The sequence below is a fragment of the Pedobacter sp. ASV1-7 genome (assembly GCF_040203335.1).
Classification (GTDB): domain Bacteria; phylum Bacteroidota; class Bacteroidia; order Sphingobacteriales; family Sphingobacteriaceae; genus Pedobacter.
Window position 1 is genome coordinate 937,703 of sequence record NZ_JBEHBV010000001.1, and the last position, 24,494, is coordinate 962,196.

19 protein-coding genes and 2 tRNA genes are annotated in these 24,494 nt (G+C 35.9%); 11 read left to right on the forward strand and 10 right to left on the reverse strand.

Translation table 11 applies throughout. The features are described from left to right. The first annotated feature begins 15 nt into the window (after window positions 1-15). Complete coding sequence (locus tag ABDJ41_RS04090) at window positions 16-498, forward strand: hypothetical protein (protein ID WP_349784462.1); 483 nt, start codon at window positions 16-18, stop codon at window positions 496-498. Here the strand turns inward: ABDJ41_RS04090 and ABDJ41_RS04095 are convergent. From ABDJ41_RS04095 to ABDJ41_RS04105, 3 genes are read right to left on the reverse strand one after another with little or no spacing between them, the layout of a single operon-like run. Then, window positions 464-1,261: an MBL fold metallo-hydrolase gene (locus ABDJ41_RS04095; RefSeq protein WP_349784463.1), complete on the reverse strand. Its 798-nt coding sequence runs from the start codon at window positions 1,259-1,261 to the stop codon at window positions 464-466. The two genes, ABDJ41_RS04090 and ABDJ41_RS04095, sit on opposite strands and share 35 nt — an antisense overlap. Beyond that, window positions 1,251-2,051: a (Fe-S)-binding protein gene (locus tag ABDJ41_RS04100; protein ID WP_349784464.1), complete on the reverse strand. Its 801-nt coding sequence runs from the start codon at window positions 2,049-2,051 to the stop codon at window positions 1,251-1,253. Before ABDJ41_RS04100 ends, ABDJ41_RS04095 begins: the two co-directional genes overlap by 11 nt. 41 nt (window positions 2,052-2,092) lie before the next feature. Continuing rightward, complete coding sequence (locus ABDJ41_RS04105) at window positions 2,093-3,409, reverse strand: 4Fe-4S dicluster domain-containing protein (protein WP_349784465.1); 1,317 nt, start codon at window positions 3,407-3,409, stop codon at window positions 2,093-2,095. A gap of 211 nt (window positions 3,410-3,620) precedes the next feature. Between ABDJ41_RS04105 and ABDJ41_RS04110 the strand changes: the two genes are divergently transcribed. Continuing rightward, window positions 3,621-3,693 (forward strand) — tRNA-Phe (locus ABDJ41_RS04110). A gap of 56 nt (window positions 3,694-3,749) precedes the next feature. Here the strand turns inward: ABDJ41_RS04110 and ABDJ41_RS04115 are convergent. From ABDJ41_RS04115 to ABDJ41_RS04135, 6 genes are all read right to left on the reverse strand, one after another. Continuing rightward, window positions 3,750-3,965, reverse strand: a complete 216-nt coding sequence (locus tag ABDJ41_RS04115) for a hypothetical protein (protein ID WP_349784466.1) — start codon at window positions 3,963-3,965, stop codon at window positions 3,750-3,752. Then, on the reverse strand, window positions 3,949-4,131 hold the full coding sequence (locus ABDJ41_RS04120; RefSeq protein WP_349784467.1) for a hypothetical protein: 183 nt from the start codon (window positions 4,129-4,131) through the stop codon (window positions 3,949-3,951). The genes ABDJ41_RS04115 and ABDJ41_RS04120 overlap by 17 nt, the downstream gene beginning before the upstream one ends. After that, entirely contained in the window at window positions 4,080-4,292 is a 213-nt protein-coding gene (locus ABDJ41_RS22960; RefSeq protein ID WP_502930323.1) for a DUF6528 family protein, read from the reverse strand. The genes ABDJ41_RS04120 and ABDJ41_RS22960 overlap by 52 nt, the downstream gene beginning before the upstream one ends. A gap of 151 nt (window positions 4,293-4,443) precedes the next feature. Continuing rightward, complete coding sequence (gene hepC / locus ABDJ41_RS04125; RefSeq protein WP_349784468.1) at window positions 4,444-6,420, reverse strand: heparin-sulfate lyase HepC; 1,977 nt, start codon at window positions 6,418-6,420, stop codon at window positions 4,444-4,446. A gap of 29 nt (window positions 6,421-6,449) precedes the next feature. Then, window positions 6,450-8,423, reverse strand: a complete 1,974-nt coding sequence (gene hepC, locus ABDJ41_RS04130) for a heparin-sulfate lyase HepC (RefSeq protein ID WP_349784469.1) — start codon at window positions 8,421-8,423, stop codon at window positions 6,450-6,452. A 10-nt stretch (window positions 8,424-8,433) separates the two neighbouring features. Then, window positions 8,434-9,630 carry a glycoside hydrolase family 88 protein gene (locus ABDJ41_RS04135; protein WP_349784471.1) on the reverse strand — a complete coding sequence of 399 codons (1,197 nt, stop codon included), beginning with the start codon at window positions 9,628-9,630 and terminating at the stop codon, window positions 8,434-8,436. 341 nt (window positions 9,631-9,971) lie between these two features. Between ABDJ41_RS04135 and ABDJ41_RS04140 the strand changes: the two genes are divergently transcribed. From ABDJ41_RS04140 to ABDJ41_RS04170, 7 genes are all read left to right on the forward strand, one after another. After that, window positions 9,972-10,044: transfer RNA gene (locus ABDJ41_RS04140), tRNA-Phe, on the forward strand. 341 nt (window positions 10,045-10,385) lie between these two features. Further along, the gene (locus ABDJ41_RS04145) at window positions 10,386-10,961 is read left to right on the forward strand and encodes an RNA polymerase sigma factor (RefSeq protein ID WP_349784473.1); all 576 of its coding nucleotides are present in this window, start codon (window positions 10,386-10,388) and stop codon (window positions 10,959-10,961) included. 100 nt (window positions 10,962-11,061) lie between these two features. Further along, complete coding sequence (locus tag ABDJ41_RS04150; protein ID WP_349784474.1) at window positions 11,062-12,027, forward strand: FecR family protein; 966 nt, start codon at window positions 11,062-11,064, stop codon at window positions 12,025-12,027. A gap of 55 nt (window positions 12,028-12,082) precedes the next feature. Then, window positions 12,083-15,472 (forward strand): SusC/RagA family TonB-linked outer membrane protein, encoded by a 3,390-nt coding sequence (locus tag ABDJ41_RS04155; RefSeq protein ID WP_349784476.1) that lies wholly within the window; start codon window positions 12,083-12,085, stop codon window positions 15,470-15,472. Window positions 15,473-15,516: 44 nt separating this feature from the next. Further along, entirely contained in the window at window positions 15,517-17,028 is a 1,512-nt protein-coding gene (locus tag ABDJ41_RS04160) for a RagB/SusD family nutrient uptake outer membrane protein (RefSeq protein ID WP_349784477.1), read from the forward strand. A gap of 17 nt (window positions 17,029-17,045) precedes the next feature. Beyond that, complete coding sequence (locus tag ABDJ41_RS04165) at window positions 17,046-17,879, forward strand: endonuclease/exonuclease/phosphatase family protein (RefSeq protein WP_349784479.1); 834 nt, start codon at window positions 17,046-17,048, stop codon at window positions 17,877-17,879. An 11-nt stretch (window positions 17,880-17,890) separates the two neighbouring features. Then, a complete protein-coding gene (locus ABDJ41_RS04170) occupies window positions 17,891-19,954 on the forward strand; it encodes a DUF5689 domain-containing protein (RefSeq protein WP_349784480.1) in 2,064 nt (687 codons plus the stop codon). An 80-nt stretch (window positions 19,955-20,034) separates the two neighbouring features. Here the strand turns inward: ABDJ41_RS04170 and ABDJ41_RS04175 are convergent, their stop codons facing one another. Further along, on the reverse strand, window positions 20,035-22,320 hold the full coding sequence (locus ABDJ41_RS04175; RefSeq protein WP_349784481.1) for a DUF6259 domain-containing protein: 2,286 nt from the start codon (window positions 22,318-22,320) through the stop codon (window positions 20,035-20,037). 255 nt (window positions 22,321-22,575) lie between these two features. Between ABDJ41_RS04175 and ABDJ41_RS04180 the strand changes: the two genes are divergently transcribed. Next, the gene (locus tag ABDJ41_RS04180; RefSeq protein ID WP_349784482.1) at window positions 22,576-23,190 is read left to right on the forward strand and encodes an RNA polymerase sigma-70 factor; all 615 of its coding nucleotides are present in this window, start codon (window positions 22,576-22,578) and stop codon (window positions 23,188-23,190) included. 109 nt (window positions 23,191-23,299) lie between these two features. After that, window positions 23,300-24,460, forward strand: a complete 1,161-nt coding sequence (locus ABDJ41_RS04185; RefSeq protein WP_349784484.1) for a FecR family protein — start codon at window positions 23,300-23,302, stop codon at window positions 24,458-24,460. Window positions 24,461-24,494 lie beyond the last annotated feature (34 nt).

Below are 24,494 nucleotides of genomic sequence, written 5' to 3' on the forward strand. Positions count from 1 at the left end.
TAAATTTTTAACGTCATGAATAAGTTTACATTAGGCTTAAAAATGTCACTCTCTATACTGGTTTTTCTGATTTTGATGGCATTCAGCTCTGCTTCATTATTTGATGAGCAACTGCTCTATATTCAGAATAAGCTTGTAGAACATCATGATATTGAACATGGAGCAGAGCAGATTAAACGCTATCAGCTAAATGTTACCAACACTGGATTTTGCAGATACAGACGTTATTATGTAAGTGGAAAGGTAGAATATTTCTCTTTTAATCTGGCTAAATTTAAGGATCTGGATTATTATGGGACAGATAAAAATGGACAGCTGTACTTGAGGACTATTGGTGAGAATGTAATTGTACAAACCTATAAGGATAAAAAAGGGGGAGATGTTGATAGTATGGCAACATATATGATTATCCCATTAAAAAATATTGAGCCTCAGGATCTGGTCGACTTATCAGAGCGGCTGATTAAAATGAATGCACAGTTGCTGGCTCAAAAATAGCATAAACTTCTGTTTCCTGATAGCGGGAAGCTACAATAATCTCTGTACCGTTTGCGTGTTGCGTAAAAAGGTCTGATACGAGTTCAGGACAATTGTTGTCTTTTGATAAGTGAGAAAGCAGGAGGTGACTCATAAAAAGAGGCTTATGGGCTTTAAAAAGCTCCAATGCTTGTAGATTTGATAAATGTCCTTTTCCTCCACTGATGCGCTTCTTTAAAAAGTATGGATATGCACTTTTCTGTAATAGCTCATCATCATAATTGGCTTCAAGAAATGCGGCGTGACACTGTTTGAAATGAAAAGTAAGTTGTTCACAAGCTGCGCCTATGTCTGTAAAAACACCAACTTTTGTCTCTCCATGAGATACCACGAAGCTGCACGGTTCAGAGGCATCATGTAATTTTGAGAAATTAGTAACTAGAAGTTCACCTATCTGTACCTGTTTGTCGGTTTGTAAGTTCCGAATGAGATCTGCCCTTAAATTAAACCTGCAGGCAGCTAATGTGCCTTGATTAATATAAATGGGTAAATTATACTTTGACGCAAGGGTACAAAGCCCCTTTATGTGATCAGTATGTTCATGAGAAATAAATATGGCCTTTACTTTTTGCATAGAAAGGCCAAGACGCAACATCCTTTTTTCTGTCTCCCTGCATGATATGCCGGCATCAATTAATATTGCTTCTTCGTGGTTGCCCACATAGTAACAATTTCCATTGCTGCCAGAGTTTAGGGATGATATGAAAAGAGGATTACAATCCATTTGCTCTGGCAGTGATTTCTGCTATATCTAAAACTTTAACACTCTGATCCTGATCTTTCATTTTAACACCATCATTAAGCATGGTCATACAAAAAGGGCAAGAAGCAGCTATAATCTGAGGCTGAGTTTCAAGAGCCTCTTCAATTCTTTCGATATTGATGTCCTTATTGCCTTTTTCTGGTTCTTTGAACATTTGAGCACCGCCGGCACCACAGCATAAGCCATTGGATTTGCAACGTTTCATTTCTACGAGTTGGGCATCAAGGGCTTCAAGTGCTTTTCTAGGGGCTTCATATACATCATTTCCACGGCCTAAATAACATGGGTCATGATAAGTAATCTTTTTGCCTTTAAAACTTTCACCGCCTTCAGCCTTAAGTTTACCTTCGTCAATCAGTTGTTGTATCAGTTGAGTATGGTGTATAACTTCATATGTACCTCCCAGTCCTGGATACTCATTTTTTATGGTATTGAAACAGTGGGGACATCCTGTAACTATTTTCTTGATATTATAACCATTAAGCACTTCAATATTGGTCATGGCCTGCATTTGGAACAGGAACTCATTACCAGCACGTTTTGCCGGATCTCCGGTACAACTTTCTTCAGTGCCCAGAACTGCATATTTCATGCCTACATGATGTAATATTTTACAAATATCACGTGTGGTTTTCTGCGCTCTTTCATCATAACTACCAGCGCAGCCTACCCAGAATAAGATTTCTGGCTCTTCGCCTTTTGCTATCATTTCTGCCATTGTTGGCACGGTAAAGTTTAATTGCTCACTCATTTTTGATCTTTCAGCTTTTGTCTTTAAATCTTTCTATTCCACTAATCCTGCTTAGCCCAGTTAAACCTGTCGGCCGGCGAATATTTCCATGGTGCACCGTTGTTTTCAATATTACCTAACATCGCATTTATGCTGGCAGGGGATTGTGATTCTTCCATTACAGCATATCTTCTGAGTTCGGTAATGATAGATAGTGGGTCAATGTTGATAGGACAGGCCTGTGTGCATGCATTGCAGCTTGTACAAGCCCATATCTCTTCTCGGCTGATATAATTATCGATTAAAGATTTTCCGTCGTCTAGTCCAGTTGCTGCCTTGTCTCCACCTTTTGCTGCCTTATCTATATTTCTACCAACTTCTTCCATTCTGTCACGCGTATCCATCATGATTTTTCGAGGAGATAGGAGTTTGCCCGTAATATTTGCCGGACATACTGAGGTACATCTTCCACATTCTGTACAAGTATAGGCGTTCATGAGGTTAACCCAGGTCAGGTCATTCACATCTTTTGCTCCAAAGCGTCCAACTTCTGCTTCTGCTGGTGTAAATGATGGGTCAAGCATTGCTTTTACTTCATTTGTCACACTTTGCATATTTGTAAATTCTCCTTTTGGTTCCAGGTTGGCGAAGTACGTGTTTGGAAAGGCAAACATGATATGAAAATGTTTAGAATAGGGCAGATAGTTCAAAAAAGCAAAAATACCGACAATATGGAACCACCAACAGCCTCGTTCAATGGCGATTAGTGCTGCTTCACTATTGGGTAAAAGATCTTGAAGGAACTGACTAACAGGGAATGCTCCGTAAGCTGCATAATGTCCCGCACCCATAGCTTGTAGCTTTCCATCTGCGGCGTTCATGGTCAAGAATGCAGTCATTAATAATATTTCAGTAATAAGTATATAATTGGCATCTGATGTTGGCCAGTTTTTCATTTCTATTCCACTAAATCTTTTCAGTTTGATAACATTCCTTCTGATTAAGAAAATAGCGCAAGCCAACCATACACCAAGCGCCAGGAATTCAAATGAACCGATAAGAACATTGTAAAAGATTCCTAATCCACCGAATATGCGGTGTGTGCCAAAAATACCATCAATCATAATTTCCAGTACTTCGAGATTAATGATCACGAAGCCTGCATATACTACAAGGTGAAGTACCGCAGGAATGGGGCGGAAAAACATTTTTGTTTGTCCAAAAGCTACTTTTAGCATGGTTATTAGTCTTTTCTGAGGCTGATCCGACCTGTCTGCCGCTTTTCCCAAACGGATATTACGGATAACCTTTTTTAAGTTATAGCTAAAAAGAGCTATTGAAGCCAACGTAAGGGCTATGAATAGGATTTGTGACACCATTTTAGATTCTATCTTATCGTTTGCTAAGTTAAAGTATTTAGCTTAAAACAAATTACTATGCATGCATATAATAGAGAAAAAAGTGATGTATTCGTATATAAATAAACTATTTTAATTTTTTTTTAAAAAATATTTTAATCTTCGAATAAAGACACTACATTTGCACTCCCAACCGAGGGGAACATGTTTAATAGATATGTTTAAATAAGATGGTACGGTAGCTCAGTCGGTAGAGCAATGGACTGAAAATCCATGTGTCGCCGGTTCGATCCCGGCCCATACCACAGCAAAAAGCTTCAGAGAAATCTGAAGCTTTTTTGTTTTTAAGGTATTTTTGTTGTTAATATCTATTCAAGTGTTTTGGAAACATTCCACGTAAATTCCGGTTTTCAGAATATACAAAAATACCACCAGTATCATAGTCAAAAGTAATCAATAACTTAAATTTAAGTCCTTCTGCTTCCATCCAGGTTTCTAAACGGTCTGCTTTAACATTGTAAGTAAAACCGGGTATTTTTGTTCCTGATTTAGTAGGCGTTTTAAAATAAAATTCCATCTTTTTTATTCTTAATAAAGGACATCACATTTTTTTCCATTCCTATGCCAGGACCACCGGGAGCTTTGAAATAAATCAACACCTCTTCTATGTGGTCTCCATTTAAATCAGTAATCAGAACCTCCAGGTCACTAATAAAATCAGTTTTACTATCTCCGCGCAACATACTTTGAATATTTTCAAAACATTTCCAGTACTTGCAGCGCTAACAATATTACCATCAGGTATATTTCTGCGGAGTGTGGATTGTTGCCGGAATTTGCATAAAACATGGTTTTTATCAGAGATGCGCACTAAAGCAACCGCTCCGCCAGAAGCAGTAAGCAATACATACTTCTGATTGTATACCGGCTTGGCATCAGCATGCTAATGATGCTAAGGTATAACAATACAATGGAGTTGATCATATTTGATAATTAGAACTTAAAAGTACATTATCAATATGTCTTTTAGACTATAATACAGCCGCCTAAGCGGACTAATTATTTAAATTTAATTTTAGCGATCTTGATTTACCATCAATGGTTAGTACCAGATCAAGCAATCCTTTTTCATAGTTATTCTCTTTTTTCTCTGTAAGTGTAATTTTTGGTGTTTTGCTTCCAGTATAAGGATAAACTATACTAACAAAAAATGCATTATTACCATTGGGTTTATATTTTTCAAATACCAATGCTGGTCTTGATACTTCTTTTCCATACTGATAAGAAACTTTACCTTCTTCTTCCTTTAGTTCTGTTTTCTGAGGAATTAAGCATTGGATAAGCAGGTTGTTGCCATCACCGTAATTGGTGAAAACCTTGTTCTCTTTTTTGTTAAACTGAGGGTTACTTTCTTCTTTTAACTGGTAATGGATACCCAAAGTACCGGTTTCAGTGCCGATAGCTTGATCTACAATTACAAAATATTTCTTATCTACAAAGAGAACGCTGCGACGATGATCTAAATTAGTGTAACTTGGATTTGTATAGGTAAGTATATCCAGATCTTTACTTGTTGTCCATTTATTTTGCAGCGCTTTAGTGATCACCATATTCTGGTTATTCAGAGTCATTGTACTGTGTACACGAGTCTGACGGAACCAATTTCGTTGTTTCATAATCTCAGGACCACCACTATATACAAAACAACCCGCATCAGGTGTGAAGTTTCTTCCATTTACCCAAAGTTCAAAAGTTCCATTGTCAGGTTGGGCATGAAACTCTCCCGGCGGACTAGCTTTAAGCATCATAATGGTAGAGCTTTTGTCCCATCCGTTTCTGAAAGTATAAAACCCGGCATTACTTAGGGCATTAGAAAACCAGTTCGGCTTTTGACCTTCTTTACCATCAGTTGCAAAGTATTTGATGAATTGGTTTTCAGGGAATAATTCAGACCATGAAGTAAATTGCTTTATCCTAAACTCTTTATTTGTCCACCAGGAATCACCGAACATTGGTTGATTATAATTAGGAAAGGTAATGTTGACAAAGGCCATTGCCATTTTCTCCATTGTCTGCTTATAGCTTGCGGGGAATTCATTTTCCAGTCTTGCTTTTTGAGCTCCTTTGTAAGCTTTTGCAAAAATATCAATAGCAGCTGCGTGATACACTGGTGACAACTCAAATTGGACACCATCAGCATAAACCTGTTTTTTAATTTCAGAGTTCAATACATCGATCCCACTTTTTCGCCATTCTGAAGCATCTAAAAGCTCAGGGAAAGATGCTCCGGCAAATAAGACACGCTGTGCTTCAAACAACCGATGGTTACCCTGAGCTGCATAATTACCCGGTAAATAATCCGCTTGTTGGTGGTAGCTATTTAAAACAACCATGAGGAAGGCAGGGGTAAAATGAGGTGAATTGATGAAAATACTTATTGTAGGGACTAAACTCTGTACTCTATCAGATACTTCTAATGGTCTCCAGGCAAAACGATCATTGTCTTTTGATAGACCTAATGGGTTCTTTTTTACCCAGTCTTCAAATTGAAATATCCATTCTTTCGCGTATTTTTCATCTTTGGTCTTTAGGTATGCTACAGCCATTGGTAGCCACCATTTTACGCGATGCAGCTGCCAACGTACTTCATTGTCTTTAACAGGCCATAATTGCCAGTTAATATCCTTTCCAAAATCAAAGAAGCCATAACTTTCCTGCGTCTTAAAATGATGTTTCAAAGCATTATTTGCTGTTTCCAGAACTTTTGTATCAAGAGGCCCGGTTGTATCAACCGGAACCTCAAGATTGCTGAAATCGGGTTTTCCTGAACCGAGTTTAACCTTATAATATTGTAGTAATGCGGCAGCGGCATCTTCGTATTTAGCTGTTTCTACAGCACTTTTCACTCTCTCGAGTCCCTGATAATTTAAGTTTATGTTTCTAAAGCTCTCTTTGGTGAAGGTGTTTTGTGCTTTTGAAATACCAATTTGTAAGTATAAGGCACATAAAATTAATAGGGATCTTAAATACATATTTTTGATTGCTCTAAAGTCCAGTTCAATTATAATTGTTGTACGATATTTTTTGTTTTTCCATCAATTGTAAGGGTGACATTCAATTTTCCGGTTGCATAATCGTTACCGGAGTTTTCCTTTAAACTAATTGCTGGAGCCTTATTGTTACCGAATGGATAAACAATGCTGATAAACGATTTTGTATTGCTATCTGATTTCTGTTGTTCAAATGCAAATGCAGAACGTGGCGTCTCCTTTTGATATTCATAGGATACAAAACTTTCCTCTTCCTTTAATTCCGCCGACTTATTAAATGATTGTATTAATAAATTATTATTGTCATTGTAAGTAGTGTAAACACGCTTATTAACATGATCGAAAACAGGTTTATTATCCTCCTTTAAGTTAAAACGAATATCAAGTTTACCTGTGCCCTGGCCAATAGCTCTATCTATAATGATAAAATAGCTTTTATCTACAAACAGAAATGTACGTTGATGCTGAAGGTTGGCATAACTCGGATTAATGTAGTTTAGAATATCAAGATTATCACTTGTTTTCCATTTTATTAATCGAGCATTATTTTCAATGTTTTGGTCGTTCAATGTTAACGTTTGATGTGCCTTGGTACTACGGTACCAATCCCGTTTTGAATTTTCCTGGCCGCCAACATTAGCATATATAAAACTTCCTGCATCAGGAGTAAAGTTGCGCCCCTTTATCCAAAGTACAAAATTACCATTATCAGGGTGGGAATGGAATTCAGCTACTGGTCCTGCTTTAATTTGCATGATAGTTGAGCTGGCATCCCATCCATTTCGAAGCGCGTAAAAACCAGCATTTGGTAAAGCGCTTGAAAGGTAATCAGGTTTATGACCACGGGCACCATCTGTAGCGTAATACTCAATTACCTTGTTTTCAGGAAATACTGTTGCCCAATCTTTATAGCTCTTTAACATCTGTCCTTTGCTGGTCGCAAAAGCATTCCCAAACAATGGGAACTGATAATCAGGGAATGAATATTTCCCCACTGCCAATATCATCTTTTCTACATGATTACTGTATGTCTTTGGAAACTCGCCCGCTATTCCGGCCAACTGAGCAATGCGCAAAGCATCTAAGAAGATTTTAATGGTTCCAATATGATAGCCAGGTGAAAGTTCAAATTGCATACCGTCCGGTAATACTTGTTTTTCAATCTCTGTATTCAATACTTCAATTCCACTTTTTCGCCAGGATACTGCACCCTTCAATTCTGGAAAATTACTTCCTGCATACATTAAGTGTAATGCTTCATATAAACGATGATTACCTATATCAGTATAGTTGGCCATTACGTAATTCGCCTGTTCGTTGTATGAATTAAGAAATTCCATTAAGAAAGACGGAGTAACATCAGACGATTGGAGGAATAGATTAAAAAGACCACTCCAGTGATTCAGCCTGAATGAAACAACAAACGCTTTCCATGCATAATCTTTGTCGTCTGGATAAGCACCTTGTTTGTTTTTACTGATCCAGTCTCTAACCTGAAAAACCCACTCTTTCGCATAGACTTCATCACCTGTACTTCTATAAACAATACCTAAGTTTTCCCAAAATGCGGTTCTATGTAAGAAAGTAGTTAGTAGCTGATCCTTTACCGGACGATATTGCCAGTTAATATCTTTACCATAATCATAGGTAGGATAGCCTTTGTGCGGTTTAAATTTATGGAGCAATATGTTATCTGCCAGTTGTTTGGTTTCAGCATTTACCTTTTTACCTTTAAATTTTATGATATCATCACTATTAAAATTGAGATGACGAACCGCCGTACGCTCACGGTAGTATTGTAACAATGCAAATCCTGCCGCTTCGTATTTTGTAGCAGATACCGCTTTTTTTACTTTTTCCAGTCCTGGTTGATCTAAATTGATGTTTGCAAAACTCTCTTTAGTTAGCTGTTCCTCCTGTGCAAAGGATGTAAGTGCTAATGTAGAAATAGCTACACCAATTAATATCTTTTTGAATAAAATCATAGATGGTAAATTAGTGTTTTTTAATAGCAGTATATTGCTTCAACGCTTCAAGATAATAATAGTCAGCATAATCCAGAGGAGTATCTATTTCAGAGTTGTATAGAAATGCACCAACACTATGTTTTAGAATAAAGAAGTTATTTTCACCTGGTTTTGCCAGATAGGCATCAGACGACAAAGATTTCAGGATATCTTCTGCATAATTAAAATATTTCTGACCATCTTTTACTTGAGTACTCAGCTTAAGGAGGGCTGAAGCAATAACTGCCGCTGCCGACGCATCTCTCGGTGCTTTTTCCTCAACACCTAGTGCATTATGGACATCGAAATCCCATACTGGTACTTTGTCTTTTGGCATTGTTGGGTGATTCATAATGAATTTCGCTATGTTTTCTGCCTGAGCTAAGAATGTCTCATTTTTAGCATTTTCGTAACACATCGCATAGCCGTAAAGAGCCCATGCCTGACCGCGTGCCCATGCTGATTCGTCGGTTACTCCCTGATGCGTCCTTTTAGCAATAACACTTCCAGTTTTAGCATCATAATCTATTACGTGATATGAACTGTAATCCTTTCTGAAGTGATTTTTAATAGTCGTTAATGCGTGAGTATTGGCTGCATCAGCATATACAGGTTTTTTAAATTGACCAGATGCCCAATATAAGTATTCCAGGTTCATCATATTATCAATAATAACAGGGAAATGCCACCATGTGAAATCCCATGAACGGATAGCACCAACTTTAGGGTTAAAACGATTATAAAGGTTTTGTGCACCATCTGCAAGCGCAGGTAAATAGGCTTTGTCACCTGTAATTCGATATGCATTGCCGTAAGAGCAATACAGCATAAAGCCAACATCATGGGTGTTTTTAATATATCTTACTGAATCTAAAGCAAGTGTAAATCGTTTTGCCTGGTTTGCCAGTTCTTTATCACGAGTAAGCTCATAGCCATACCAAAGTGATCCTGGAAAGAAACCTGTAGTCCAATCTTTATAATTGGCTAACCTTACTGACCCATCTGGGTTTGTAGAGCGAGGGTTTTGCCCTGGCTTGTATGTATTACTGGCTTGTTTCAATTGGTAACTGATCACATCCGTTGCTTTTTTTAGCCATGGTGCAGGCGTTTTATCCGTTTGGGTATTTGTATGCCCATTAAAAGCAATAGCCATTGCCCCTAGTAAAATGCTTAAGGTCTTTTTCACGTTTATTAATTCGGTTAAATGTATTCTGTTAGTTAATGAAAGGTGAAATTAATGTTTACAACCCCTATTGACTTTTGATTTTTACCAGAATGATTTCGAAATTGTTGAATTAAGCAAAACCACAGCTTTGTGACGTATTAGTATTTCAGGAATGATATGCTATTTGTAATAAGAATGCACCTGTTTTAGGGCTAAAAGTAGCTGTCTGTAAAAGTTAATGGTGTGATAGCGAGCGATTAAAGAATAATTCGTTATTTAACATGTCAGAGTAATCAAAAAAGATATTACATTTGCATTCCCAACCGAGGGGAACATGACTAAGAAACATGTTTGAATAAGATGGTACGGTAGCTCAGTCGGTAGAGCAATGGACTGAAAATCCATGTGTCGCCGGTTCGATCCCGGCCCATACCACTGCAAAAAGCTTCAGAGAAATCTGGAGCTTTTTTGCTTTAATCTAATTTAGATCAATCAGAAGCTGAGTTTTAAAACCAGCTAGTCCATCTCAATCATCTTTTTGAAAAAAATCACAAAATATATTTGTTTTTAAACTTAAAAGTTAGCTAACTTAAGTTTAATATTGTTTTAGTTCTTTTGGCAAAAAGATATGATGTGAAGCATTTTGTAATAAATAATAATGTTTTGATTGCCGAATTGAAACTAAAGCTATTGTTTAATATCTCTTTTAATTTCAATTGAAATCTATTAAATATCTTTTGACCAGATAATCATAAATAATTTAGTGATTTAATAAGATGTTGAGTATTAAGCAGGATTCTGAAAAATTAGATGATGAGTTTGAAGAGCTATTCAATTCTTATTGGAAAAAATTATATGTTATTGCATATAATCGGGTTAAAGATAAAGAGCTTGCTAAAGACTTGGTACAAGATGTATTTATTTACTATTTGCAAAAACGGGATGAGATAATAATTAAAACAAATGTTGAAGCTTATTTACGTAAAGCACTCCAGTATCAGATTATAGCTCATTATCGTAAGCATGTAATTAATACCAGAGCTTTTGATCAAATTATCTATCAATTAAGTTTGCAAGAAACAATCTTAAATCACTCTTTAGAAACGAATGATTTATTGAATTCTGTAAAAAGAGAAATTAATAAAATGCCTGCCTCTATGCATACTGTTTTCGATCTGAGAATTAAGGATTATGGAATAGATGAAATTTCTGAAAAAACTGGACTTTCAGAAAAAACAGTAAGAAACAATATTTCTATGGGGCTGAACAGACTTAAAAAAGCAATAGCTGAAGATTTTCCGAATGATTATGTAACCGTCTTCTTAATCGTATCTATTCTGATCAGCGTTTAATCCCAATCATTTTAATTTATAAAAATAGTTTTCATTTTCTCGGGAAGATTCTCTTCTAAGTTCTACTTCTATTATAAGGAATTCTAACAGAACTCTAATTATGAAAAGAAAGAGAGCGAAAAAACTTTTTTCAGATTATTTAAAAGGTAAACTTAACAAACAAGACGAAGGTCTTATACAAGCTTGGTATGATGATTTTGGAGAATCCGAAAAGGATGTCCCCGGCTTAGAAACCCCTCAAAATGAACAATTGCTACAGCGGGAAATGTATGCAAGTATAAATGCTCAGGTAAATGTAAGTAATGATAAAAAAGGCAATGATTACAGTTGGTTAAAAATAGCTGCCAGTATTTTTGTTATTGCTCTAGCTGGAATTTTTGCAAAGCAATATGTAATGAAAACACCAGGTGAAAATATTGGTGTTTCATTCTCTACTTATTCAACGACAGTTCGGCAAATTAAAAAGATTCTACTACAGGATAGTACAGTAATCACATTGAATGCCAATTCAAAGATTAGGGTACCATCGGTCTTTGCCAAAGATAAAAGAGACTTTTTTCTAGAGGAAGGAGAAGCTTTTTTTGATGTAAAAAGAGATGCCTCCAGACCCTTTGTTATAACTGCTTCGGGATTAAAGATCCGGGTTCTTGGGACTTCATTTAATATCAATTCTTACAAAAAGAATAGGGATATAAAAGTAAAAGTAACTACAGGGAAAGTTCGTGTTAGTAATGGTACTGAAGTCTTGAAAGAACTTATCGCTAATCAACAGCTTTCATTTAACAAAAACGATGGGAATTACAGACTCTCTAATGTTGCTGAGAATGAATTAAGTGATTGGCGAAATGGAAATGTGGTCTTGAAAGACGCAGATTTTGAAGAACTATCACAAGCTGTGCTGAATGTTTATGGGTTAAAGATTAATTGCATCAACCCCAATAAGGATAAATACAGATATAACATAACACTTAGGTCAGGTAAGACAGACGAACAAATCTTGAAATTAATATGTGCTATTAACGACAATAAATATAGGAGGGATGAAAATGGAATAACTATACAATAGCAAGTAAATAACAAGAAACTCATTCTTATAAAAGTCAAACTATACTCAGAAAAATATGAATCCAAAATTGCTTCTTTTAAAGAGAGCTAAATACTTTCTATCACTATTATGTTTATTGACATCGTTGCAATTGGTGTCAGTAAGCGCTATTGCCCAAGTTTTAAACAAACCAATAACTGTAAAGATTAATAGTGGAATAACAATTAACGATGCTATTATAAACATCCAAAAAACGTCAAAAGTAGATTTTGCATATGACAGTAATTTGCCAGGATTAAAAACTAAGAAGACAGAAAAAGTCCATGATTTTAAAAATATTAGACTGCAGGTGGTCTTAACTTCGTTATTGGCAAATTCTGATATTGATTTCAAAGAAGAACAAAATTCAATAAGATTATTAAAGAAAGAAACAGGTAAGTTGTTTGGAAAAGTAACCGATGATAAATCGCAGCCTATACCAGGTGTTAATGTTAGAATTGTAGAATTAAATAGAGTCTTATCAACCAATAATGAAGGTAATTACAGTGGAAACATCAAGCCAGGAAAGTATACGGTAGAGTTTTCTTTTGTATCCTATAAAACACAAAGAGTTTTAGATGTTGTGGTTAAGGCTGGCGGGACTACTCCATTAAATATTTTAATGCGTGAAGATGCAGGGAACTTAAATGAAGTTGTTGTTATCGGTTATGGTAGTGTGAAGAAAAGTGATCTGACAGGGGCTGTATCTGTGGTTAAGATGGATGATATAAAAGATGTTCCTGTGGTGCGTGTAGATCAAATGCTGCAGGGAAGGGTTGCTGGTGCAGAAATTGTATCAACAACTGGTGAGCCTGGGGCTGGAACATCAATTCGTATTAGAGGCACGAGATCTGTGTCAGCTACAAATGAACCACTGTTTGTAGTCGATGGCGTAATGGATGGTATTGGAGATTTAAATGAGTTGAATCCCGCTGATATTGAGTCAATTCAGGTTTTAAAAGATGCCTCCTCAACTGCTATTTATGGTTCAAGAGGAAGTAATGGGGTGATTATTATTACTACTAAAATTGGTAGTGCTAATGGCAGATCAAATCTTTCATTCCGTTCTGATATTGGGGTATCTCAATTACCACGTTTCCTGGATTTAATGAATGCTACAGAGTTCGCTCAGTTACAAAATGATAGATTTTATTTTTCAAGCACAGCAAACAGGGTGAAACCGCTTGAAGAATATCCATATCCTAATCCCTTATCTTTAGGCGAAGGAACAAACTGGACCGATGTAATTACCAGAACTGCTCCTTATCAAAATCATACTTTTACAGCCTCAGGAGGCGACAAAGTATCTAAGTTTTATTTTTCGGGGAATTATAACAATACTCAGGGTATTATTATAAATAGTGGTTTGAAACGTTACCAGGCCAGACTTAACTACGATCGGACTTTCAGTAAATACGTTAATGCAGGTATTCGTTTAAACTATTCTTATATCAATCAGTATGTTAATAAGGCCGATGTGGGTTCAAACTCTTTATGGTACAGATCAACTATATTTTTGTCGCCAACTATGCCGGCATACAAGGATGATGGTAGTTTTAATGATTGGAATACACAATGGTATAGTGGTACTTTATTCGACTCACCATTAGCAAATTCTTCTTTACAGCAGAAAGATCAATTGAAGAAAGGCTTATCCACCAATGTTTTTGTTGAAATAAAACCAATAAAATATCTCAAAATCAGGTCAGCTGTTTCTTTTTACGATTATAACCGGTTTGATGATAACTTTTATCCATCTACATTACCTTCCAGAGCAAGTAAAAATACTGGTGCTTACGCCTACAAGTCGGGATTCAGGAATAATAATATCTTAAATGAAAACACAGTAAACTATACACGTACATTTAGTAAAAAACACAGTTTGGATGTATTGTATGGATTTACTTTCCAGCAATTATGGCAGGCCAATTTATTTGCTAGTGGTGATGGCTACTTTATTGATGAGATTGGAACAAATGATTTAGGTGCTATACCTTCTAAAGAAACACTAAATGCAGGATCCAGCTATGAAGATAAAACCAAAGTTTCAAATCTTGCTCGTGTTAATTACAATTATAATGGAAAATACTACCTGACATTAACTGCCCGTGCTGATGCAGCTTCCAATTTTGCTGCGGATCATAAATGGGGTTATTTCCCATCTGCAGCATTTAAATGGAATGTTAAGAAAGAAAAGTTTCTGAAGAATAATGAAAAAATTAGTGAGTTGGGGTTAAGGTTGAGCGCGGGTATTTCAGGTAATGATGCGATATCAAATTATCAATCTTTATCCCGATTATCTTCATCGTCTTCTGGTTATATATTTAGTGGGGCAATCCCGGTTTCTTATTATCCTACTCGTATTTCCAATGAGGGACTAACATGGGAAAAAACTACTAGTTACAATGCTGGGATTGATTTAGGTTTATTTAAAAATAGAATTAATGTAACCTTTGATGCTTATCTCAGTAAAACATCAGATTTATTATTAACAGTACAACTACCTACGCATACAGGCTACCCAAGTAGATTGGCAAATATTGGTAAAACATCAAATAAAGGTCTGGAACTAACTATCGATTCCAGAAATATGAATCGGAAAAATTTCTCCTGGAATACTACTTTAACATTTGCACATAACTCGCAAATGGTTGATGATATTGGTGGTCTGGATAAAATCGTTGCATATGCCAATCCTTATGGTGCGACATATATGATGTATGGTTATGTGAAGGACAGACCGTTAAATGCATTATGGGGAATGCAATATGCTGGTGTCTGGAAAAACCAGGCAGAAATAAATCAGGATAAAATTGATAAAAAATATGCTTCATCCGCGATTAATTTTTATACTCCGGGGCGTCAGCGTTATATTGACCAGAACAATGACGGAGTGTTAGATAATGCTGATTTGGTTTATTTGGGTCAGGCAGATCCTTATTTATATGGAGGTGTTCAAAATTCATTCAGGATCTATAAGTTCAATCTGAATGTATTCTTAAACTATTCTTTAGGGGGTAAAATATATAACGTTACTGAAACCTTTATGGGAACGGGAACCTACTTAAGCAATCAGTATAAATATATGGTAAACGCCTGGCACGAATCACGAAATCCACAATCTGATTATCCTAGAGCAGATTCTAAAGATGACATACCGAACGATAGATTTGTACACAGTGCAACATTTTTACGCTTAAAAAATGTTTCTCTTGGCTACACATTTGATTTAGCTAAAAAAACAAATAACGCCTTAAAAGCGCTGACCTTAAGCGCGAATGGTAATAATTTATATCTGTGGAAGTATTATAACGGATATGATCCTGAAGTTTCTACAGAGAGTGGCAGTTCAACCATGCGCCGTGTAGACAATGGAGCGTATCCGAACAGCAGAACTTTTACTTTTAGCGCTGAAATTAAATTCTAAAGATTATGAATCAATATGAAAATCCCAGAATAAAATATACTCTAATGAAAACGAAGAATATAAAATATACTTTTTTGATTGCCGGCATGCTAATGCTCAGTTTAGTCGCTTGTAAAAAAACTTTAGAAGAACAATCAAAGAGCTTTGTTACGCCCGCTCAGTTTTACAATAATGAAGGTCAGGCTTTAGCTGCTGTAAATGGATGTTATATACCTTTAACAAGTATTTATACCGCTAATTTTATGATTGCAAATGAGGCGACGACTGATTTAGCATTTTTAAACTCCTCGCAACTTGACGCTAAATTTGAGATCTCTCCCGCCAATCCTGGGATGGGGCAGAGTTTATGGCAACAATGCTACAAAGGTGTGATGTATTGTAATTCAACAATAGCAGGTATTGATAGATCTGAAAAAATTCCAGAGGAAAGAAAGAAAGCGATAGCTGCCGAGGCAATAACTCTCAGGGCTTTATATTATTATGTATTAACGGCTACATTTGGTGATGTGCCTTATTATACGGATGACGTCTCTTCTTTGGAAGTTTTAGACAGAATTTCTAAAATTGGCCGGATGCCTGCTGTAGCTACACGTACAGCTTTAATTGATGAATTGCAAAAAAGTGTTCTGTCATTACCCCTAAAACGTACTTCTGATGTAACTGATAACAGGATTTCTGCCCCAATGGCCTATATGTTAATTGCTAAAATGTCCATGTGGAATAAAGACTATACAACAGCCTTAACAGCTTTAAAAGAAGTCCAAAAAATATATGGACAATTAATACAATATCCTTTAACAGATACTTATTTCAGGAATAAAAATACACCTGAATCCATATTTGAAGTGCAATTTACCTGGGCTGCATTGGGATTAAAGAAAACGACCACCGTATCTGCATTTTTTATGCCAACTAAAACTTCTGGGACAAGTACTTACGATGGCGTTAATGTCCCAGAGTTAGGCTCAAAAGCAAATCCTTTCGCTTCTATTACCCCCTCTAAATACTTCGTCTCATTATATGATGTTTATGATCCACGTAGAGAAATAATTTTAGCTTATACCTACAATGGAGCCTACTTTAAAAGGCCAATGGCAAACAATGGAACAGGGAAACCCTGGATGGGACCTAAGTTTTGGTGCCCGGGAATGGATAACATCGCAGATGGAAACAATCAGAAGGTGTTCAGATATGCAGATGTACTATTGATGATTGCGGAATGTGCTAATGAACTTGATGACCCCATCACAGCCATGTCAGCAATAAATGAAGTAAAAGGCAGAGCTTCTCAAGATTATGTATTGGCTTCATATCCTGGTAAACCAGAATTTTTTGCTGAGGTAAAAGAAGAACGTGCCAGAGAGTTAATGGGGGAATACGGAAGAAAATGGGACTTAGTAAGGTGGGGTATTTTTTATGATGCCGTTAAAGCAACTACTGCTACTGAATATGTAAGTATAGAAGAGAATTTACGTCCTTACCATGAGTACTATCCAATTTCTGATGGAGAAATCAGTCGTTCATGGGGTAATTTGACTAACCCTGCTTACAAATAATATAAAATAGACATCCAATGAAACGAAAATCATTATATAAAACCTGCCTGCTGATTATAGCGCTTTTTATTACGGGCAATTTGTTTGCTCAGGATACACTTCGTGTTTTAAGTTACAATATTCTGGAAGGTATGAAAACTGATACCACCAAAGGGAAAACTGTATTTGTAAACTGGATTAAGAAGCAAAAACCAGATATACTGGCTTTACAGGAGTGTAATAAATTTACAGAGGAAAGCTTAAATCAATTGGCCAGAAGTTTCGGACATCCTTATTCTATAATTGTCAAGTTGAAGGGTTATCCGGTAGGTTTAACATCTAAATATCCCATTTTAAATGCAGAAAGGATAAATGAGAATATGACTCATGGATTTATAGTCGCAAATGTGTTGAAATATAATATTCTGGTAGCCCACTTGAATCCACATAACTACGAAAAGCGTCGCGAGGAAATTGGCATTATTCTACAGAAAATAAAAGATTCAAATCAGAAGAAGAATTGGATCATGATGGGAGATTTAAACTCATTATCTCCATTAGATAGAAATAATTATGCAGATGGAGTTTATTTGAATCGTTTAATAGAGAATGAAAAAAAGCATGCCAATCATCATAACCTTGAGGATGGGAAATATTTAGATTTCGAAGTTCAACAGAAGATTTTAGACTTCGGTCTGATTGATGCAATGAAATCTCTCCCAACAGGGAACGATTTTAAATCAACACGTATTGATTATATCTATCTGAGTAAAAACTTAAGGTCGGGTTTAGAGTATTGTAAATTTATCTATGATGATTTTACAAAAAAACACTCAGATCACAGACCCATATTAATGAAACTAAGTAAATAAATAACTGATATATGACAACAACAGTTAACTTAAATAAAAACGGTTGGTTATTATCAACCATTTTATTAATGGCTATGACAATTTTATTTGGTTGTAAGAAGAGCGATCAGGTAGAATTTAGTACTGATATTGCTATTAATAATGAAATTGTACGTGTAGCCGATGCTGCTGGTACATCCAGAATTTTAGTTTTTGCTGATAAGGATTGGACCCTCACTACCGAGAATGAAACTTCATGGGTAACATTTGATAAAACTGGTGGAAATGGTAATGGAGAATTTATTGTAACCTATGAAAGCAACAAAGATAAATTACCACGTTCTGTAAACTTAGTGCTTAGTGCTTCTGGTAAAACACGCACCATTAGTTTTCAGCAAAAAGGTTTAACACCTACGCTAAATATAACTGATGCTACCGCAAATGGTATTGGTGCGGGAGGGGTAATGAAAACGGCAATTACAACCAATATTCCTTTCGATCAAATGGTACAAAAGATTACCTATACCGAAGGGACGGATTGGATAAGTGACTTAAAAATGAAAGATAATTATCTGTACTTCACTTTAGGTCAGAATTCATCTGCTGCTTCACGTTCAGGTAAAGTGTTATTTTCTTATAAAGATGCATTAGGAACTACGGTTAAGGACAGTATAATTGTTTCTCAAAATATTGCTGGAGATTTTGCAAATGCTGTATTAAAAGATTTTAATTATTTAAAAACTACAGTAGCAGCAGGAGTTATTTCTGATGATATTTATATCGAAGGAACAATAGTTAGTGATAAAGGAAATCCGAACATTGGACAAAATCCGAATAAAGCCACTAATAAGCACGAGATTGATAAAACCGAAAATGCAATAACGGTTTATATTCAGAGCAATGATGGAACTTCTGGTGTTTTAGTCAGGACAAAAACTGGTGGAGATAATATCTTTGTGAAAAATGATCGGGTTAAAATATGGCTTAAAGGCTTAACGTTGCGTAAGGAAGTGAACCCGGCCCGCGTGATTTTGGAAAATTTAGAATCAATTAATATCATGTCTAAGGTTGAAGGTACAGAGGTTACTCCTCGATCATTGTACATCAAAGATTTAACACCGAATGACTTGTATACCCTTGTTAAAATTAAAGAGGTAGAGATTGCAGTTCCATTAGGTAGTTTCTCTAATATTACAGAGGGGTATGTAGCAAGAACTGATGCTTATCCAAATTTATTAAGAGATATTAATGGAAATAGTCTGGCTATGATTGTGAATAATGATGTACCATATAGACGTGATGGAAAGCTTGTTCCGCAAGGGGCAGGAGATGTAACAGGCGTTCTGGTATCAGAAAAGATGGATAGGTACGGAGCCAATATTGGTGATTATTCAATCAGACCTTTAAAAAGAGCTGACATCGATCTGGCTGAGAATCGTTCATCAGGATTTTCAAATATTCTTGTAGAATGGAGCAGATTCAAAAAAGAACTTTCTGCCGGAGCAACTTTAAGTAGTAATCCCTTAACACCAGATATTGGAACAGGTGTATTGACACATAGTGCCTCTACTTCGTTAAATTTTACAAGTACAGGTATTAGTGGTGCAAGTGATTATAACGGATTAATTCAAGATCCAACAGGTGCAAAAGGTTTAATTACGGATGCTGCCTGGTCAGCAAAAAACTGGTGGAATACAACGCAGGATATTGGGGCATCCTGGAATATCCAAGTCTCTACATTGGGAATTACTAAGCCTATATCTTTGCAGTTAGATGGAAATAGTAGCATAGGTGGGCCAAGAAACTTTGTCGTAGAATGGAACTCAACTGGATTCTCAAGTACTAGTTGGAATGCTTTAGGTGAGTATACTATGCAGGACATTGTAGATTGGACAAGCACATTACTTACTCAGGTGCCAGGTTTTAAAGTTGTTAATTTCCAATTCCCTCTGCAAGCTTCTGGTTTAGATAACTTGTACATCAGATTAAGAGTTAAAAATAAAGTTGTTGGAAGTGCTACTTCTCCAACCGGGGGAACCCTTGGCGCTGCAGGAGTTAGTCGTTTAGGTCATTTATCAATAAAATACAATAAATAACCGCTCACAAATACGAAAAAGTTGCAGTATATTTTACTGCAACTTTTTTAATTGATTCCTATTTTTAGCGTCATTCTACATCATTTTATTCGATCTGGAATCACTTCGATGATTGCAAGCCCCATAGAGGCCAGATGTATATCAACATTTATTTTTCCTCGTTTATAATTCCCGATTTTGATACGCTCCTTTTCATTTAAAAGATAAATTTTCCCAGTATTTTTCATCCCGTAATCTGAAGCCAAAAGATTAAATTTACATGTGTATGGTTGTTCTTGAATACTTGCCAAAGTAATAGCCAGGCATCCATCTGTAGACTTCCATGATCCTGAGTATATCATAGGATAGCTTTTTTTAAATGTAGTTACTTTTTCATCCTGGCCGGCGTAGATCGAAAGTTTGGAAATCGCAATTTCTTTTTGTGGAATAACTATTTGAGGAGGACGAGCAAACGACCCGTATAGTAGATACTTCAGCGCTTTGTTTCGTAATCTGGACAAAGAAAGCAGGTAATCAATTTCAACTTTTCTCTCTGTTTTCAATGAACTATGATAATTAGCAATGGCCGGTTGCATACCCCAAACGAAAGATCTGGCTTGCTCCATTAAAAATTGTTGGTTAAAAGTTTTATCCAAAGGTTCATTAACTTTTTTTAAGGCATATTTTGCCGGCCACAATTCGTCATATGGCGGGTAAAGTAAGGAAGAGTAGTTCCCAAATGTTATTCCATATTCATGATATACAGCTTGAAATAAAGGAATGGTGTATTTATCAGAAATGCCCGCATAACGTTCGCTACTTACTTGTAAAGTTAAAAAAGCGTCTAATGTTGGTAGCCAGCTTTCACCACCGCCTTCACCTGCCAATATATAAGGTTCTTTTCTTTTTGCTTTCTCTCTGATCTGCTTCGTGAGTTGTGTAAAATTTGGCACCCAGTAATTACCTCCGCCAATGGAGTGGCCATGAGCTGGATCATAACATAAGGCACTTAGGCAAGCCTGGTCCATATATATACCTCCAACGCCATATTTGCTGAGCACAGTGTCTGCTATTCGACTATATTTCTCTTTCCAGAAAGGGGTGGTCATGCACATATATGTTAATGCCTTTTTCGTGAAAATGTTATAAACGAAAGATTTGCTTTCTCCATTTTGTTCCTTTACGGTATATGGAGTTGCATTTTCTTTATAGTAGCTAGGCATATTATTTCCCCATTTGATGGAGTTCATGTAGACAATCGCTTGTATATCATTGTCTTTTGCTTTTTTTATAGCATTGACAAAGTTTTTTTCACCTTCTCTTGGTGGAATATAATCGGGAAAGGAATCATCATAAGAGCCATTATGCCACCAATGCCAAAGAACACCGACAGGTAAACCTAATTGCATTTTTAGATCCGTTGCGGGCTCCAGCACATTTTGAGACTCCCCACGGTTCCATACCCATAAGGCTGTTTTCGTAAGCCAATCCGGAGTCAGCCCATTTTTAAGCCTACTTTCTTTTGCCCAATATTGCTGGCTTCCCCAGACCTTATATTTTTTTGCAGCTGAAATCCAGTCCCCTTCAAAACTTGCAATTTCTACAACATAAGAAGGAGTATAGCTATCAATGTTGTTGTCCAGAGGTAGGAATTGTGTCAGTTGATAAGATAGATTGCCATCTTTTTGATAAAGAAAAGCAAAGTCCTTTCTAAAAGATTTTATATCATTTGCTGCAGCATAGAACCCTTTTTTTGATTTACCGTAAAGCGCCATAAACTGCATGGATAAGTGACCAGGGTAATACAATTCGTATTTTTTTACCGGACCTGATAATTGACGCCTTGGGTTTTTAATAAGTTCACCCATCCAGTTTGGCGCGACAAGGTATTCATCTGTCATATTCTTGATTCCTGAGATTCTTGGGAAAATTACTTTCTCTATTTTAGTATTCGCAATACCAGTAAGAGCAATGTTCCAGAAAGAGCTGCCTTGTTTATTAAGGTTAATTGTAACCCGTACTTGTAATGCTTTAAATGCCGGGTCTTTAAATGATTTCCATATTAGCTCGATAAGATCTTTGGATGGCTGTTTGAATTCAAATTGCTGTGCATCATTAATGGTTATGGGAAGCATGCCGCTATTTTTAGTAAAAGTGAGCTCCCAGATCGAAGCATCTTCTATTTTTGAAACAAGGAAGTCCTGATTGTTGCTTAGATCTTTAAACGAAAGTAGCTTCCCATCTCTTAAATCAAAAGCCCATCTCACATTTGTATTATTAAGGACAATGTAATTTGCTTTGGGATTCTGTGCTCTTGAATTTGTAAATAACAGCGAGCCTGACATTATAATCAATAATGTCAGAACAGTAATAATAGATTTGAACATGAAAGTGTTTTTAATTTTTTTTAATAATTATAGTAGATAAATATTAATTTGAAATTTTGCGGTGGTAGTTTTGTAAAATTTGGTGTAAATGAGAATCTAATATATAAACTATGCTGTTGATATTTAGTGTTTTTAATAAAAAATATATGTGGGCTTTGATTTAATTGGATGTTGTCAAAATCTTAATGAAAAAATATTAAATATGTTATTGAACTTATTGAATATTATATTTAGTTTTATAAAAAGGTTAGATGAATGGCTTTAACTCAGTTATGTAAGTATACAGACCAGGAACTATTAGTTTTGATAATTCAGGATAATAGGGCTGCCTTTGATCAAGTCTATTTTCGATATTGGAAAAAGCTGTTGCTTTACTCGGGTAAAATTGTAAAAGATGAAGATGAATCCAAAGACATTGTTCAGGAAGTCTTTATCTCTTTATGGAAACGAAGAGCAGAACTTTCTGACATAATCTCTCTTTCTTCTTACCTTCATGGTGCAATTCGATTCAGAAGTCTCGGATATATTCGGAATAATTTATATAAAAATAATTATTTAGCCTCTCTGAAATCATTTTTTGAGGAGGGGGTAGATATGGTTAATGAATATATAGATCTGGACGAACTTAGTGGTGTTATTGATACACAAATTTCTAAGCTTCCACCAAAAATGAGAGAAATCTTTGTTTTAAGCCGGGTAGAACAAATGACTCACCGCGAAATTGCAGAGCATTTGAATATATCCGATAAGACGGTGAAGAAACAAATTAACAGATCTCTGAATCTTTTTCGCCTGGTGTTAAATGAAAAGTCGGGTAGTTTGCTGCTGCTGGCTATCCTCAGCTTTTTTACAATTAATCATTTTTTATAAATAAAAATTATAAATAATATTCTGATTATAAGGCTTTTGTGATTTATTTTGTTTTTGATTGTCTACCAGAATGGGACTTTTGCTACATATAGGTATAAGGCAGTAAAAAATGAACAAAGAGGAAATAGTTGATTTATTAGATAGATACTTAAATGGAAAAGCTACTCCTGAAGAAGAGGAAAAGCTAAACTTATGGTATCATCAGGAAGTTGGCTTATCTGATTGGTCTCCAGAGACAGATACTGAAGAAATTGCTGACCTTCTAAAACAAAAAATTGATGCTGACATAGATCATGAGAGAATAATAAAACGTAAAAACTGGTATCGGTACATTTCTGCTGCGGCAGCGGTGCTGATTGTATCTGCAGTCAGTTTTTATTTCTTCGTTATAAGTAACCCTTCAGGGTTAACGACAGCACAGCTAAGCCGGACTGCAGACATTGCACCGGGTAATAATAAAGCTATTTTAACATTGGCTGATGGAACGAAAATTTCTTTGACAGACGTTGGAAATGGAGAATTGGCAACTCAGTCCGGCATCTCAATTACTAAAAATGCAAACGGAGAACTTGTCTATACCGTTAACCCTGCAAATCAGACAAATTTAAATGCAAGCATATCTTACAATACGATTTCAACTCCAAAAGGTGGTCAATATCAGGTTAACCTTCCTGATGGAACCAAAATATGGTTAAACTCCTCTTCATCCTTGAAATTTCCTGTAAACTTTTCTACTCTTAAAGAACGGAAAGTGGATTTGGTTGGAGAAGCGTATTTTGAGGTTAAGTCTGATAAGAACAAACCTTTCAGAGTTCAGAGCGAACAGCAGACTATAGAAGTTTTAGGTACTCACTTCAATGTAATGGCTTATCCAAATGAGAAGAATCTGGAAACAACTTTATTGGAAGGAAAGGTAAGTGTTAAAACGAGAAATTCAGAAACGTTTATAACTCCGGGCGAACAAAGTCAGCTGAAAGATGGCAATATAAAAGTATTAAAACTAGCTGATCCTGAAGCTGTGGTGGCCTGGAAGAACAAACTTTTTCAATTTGACAATACGGATATAGACAAAGTACTGCGTCAGATTGAACGCTGGTATGACGTAGAAGTAAATTATGTCGGGGCAAAACCTGATGTCTATTTCACAGGAGTGATACCCCGGGATGTAAAAGTGTCAAGGATTTTAATGGCTTTAGAACAAGCATGTGGTGTCAGATTCGTAATAGAAGGAAGAACAATTACTACAACCAATTATAAAACCAAAAACTAAAAAAGTATGAAAGAAAACCCTACCTAATTAAACC

Coding starts and splice junctions, on each gene's coding strand:
- ABDJ41_RS04165 (WP_349784479.1), top strand. CDS start 17,046: ATGAAACGAAAATCATTATATAAAACCTGCCTGCTGATTATAGCGCTT.
- ABDJ41_RS04170 (WP_349784480.1), top strand. CDS start 17,891: ATGACAACAACAGTTAACTTAAATAAAAACGGTTGGTTATTATCAACC.
- ABDJ41_RS04155 (WP_349784476.1), top strand. CDS start 12,083: ATGAATCCAAAATTGCTTCTTTTAAAGAGAGCTAAATACTTTCTATCA.
- ABDJ41_RS04105 (WP_349784465.1), bottom strand. CDS start 3,409: ATGGTGTCACAAATCCTATTCATAGCCCTTACGTTGGCTTCAATAGCT.
- ABDJ41_RS04150 (WP_349784474.1), top strand. CDS start 11,062: ATGAAAAGAAAGAGAGCGAAAAAACTTTTTTCAGATTATTTAAAAGGT.
- ABDJ41_RS04145 (WP_349784473.1), top strand. CDS start 10,386: ATGTTGAGTATTAAGCAGGATTCTGAAAAATTAGATGATGAGTTTGAA.
- ABDJ41_RS04100 (WP_349784464.1), bottom strand. CDS start 2,051: ATGAGTGAGCAATTAAACTTTACCGTGCCAACAATGGCAGAAATGATA.
- hepC (WP_349784469.1), bottom strand. CDS start 8,423: ATGATTTTATTCAAAAAGATATTAATTGGTGTAGCTATTTCTACATTA.
- hepC (WP_349784468.1), bottom strand. CDS start 6,420: ATGTATTTAAGATCCCTATTAATTTTATGTGCCTTATACTTACAAATT.
- ABDJ41_RS04160 (WP_349784477.1), top strand. CDS start 15,517: ATGAAAACGAAGAATATAAAATATACTTTTTTGATTGCCGGCATGCTA.
- ABDJ41_RS04120 (WP_349784467.1), bottom strand. CDS start 4,131: ATGTTGCGCGGAGATAGTAAAACTGATTTTATTAGTGACCTGGAGGTT.
- ABDJ41_RS04180 (WP_349784482.1), top strand. CDS start 22,576: ATGGCTTTAACTCAGTTATGTAAGTATACAGACCAGGAACTATTAGTT.
- ABDJ41_RS04090 (WP_349784462.1), top strand. CDS start 16: ATGAATAAGTTTACATTAGGCTTAAAAATGTCACTCTCTATACTGGTT.
- ABDJ41_RS04185 (WP_349784484.1), top strand. CDS start 23,300: ATGAACAAAGAGGAAATAGTTGATTTATTAGATAGATACTTAAATGGA.
- ABDJ41_RS04175 (WP_349784481.1), bottom strand. CDS start 22,320: ATGTTCAAATCTATTATTACTGTTCTGACATTATTGATTATAATGTCA.
- ABDJ41_RS04095 (WP_349784463.1), bottom strand. CDS start 1,261: ATGGATTGTAATCCTCTTTTCATATCATCCCTAAACTCTGGCAGCAAT.
- ABDJ41_RS04115 (WP_349784466.1), bottom strand. CDS start 3,965: ATGGAATTTTATTTTAAAACGCCTACTAAATCAGGAACAAAAATACCC.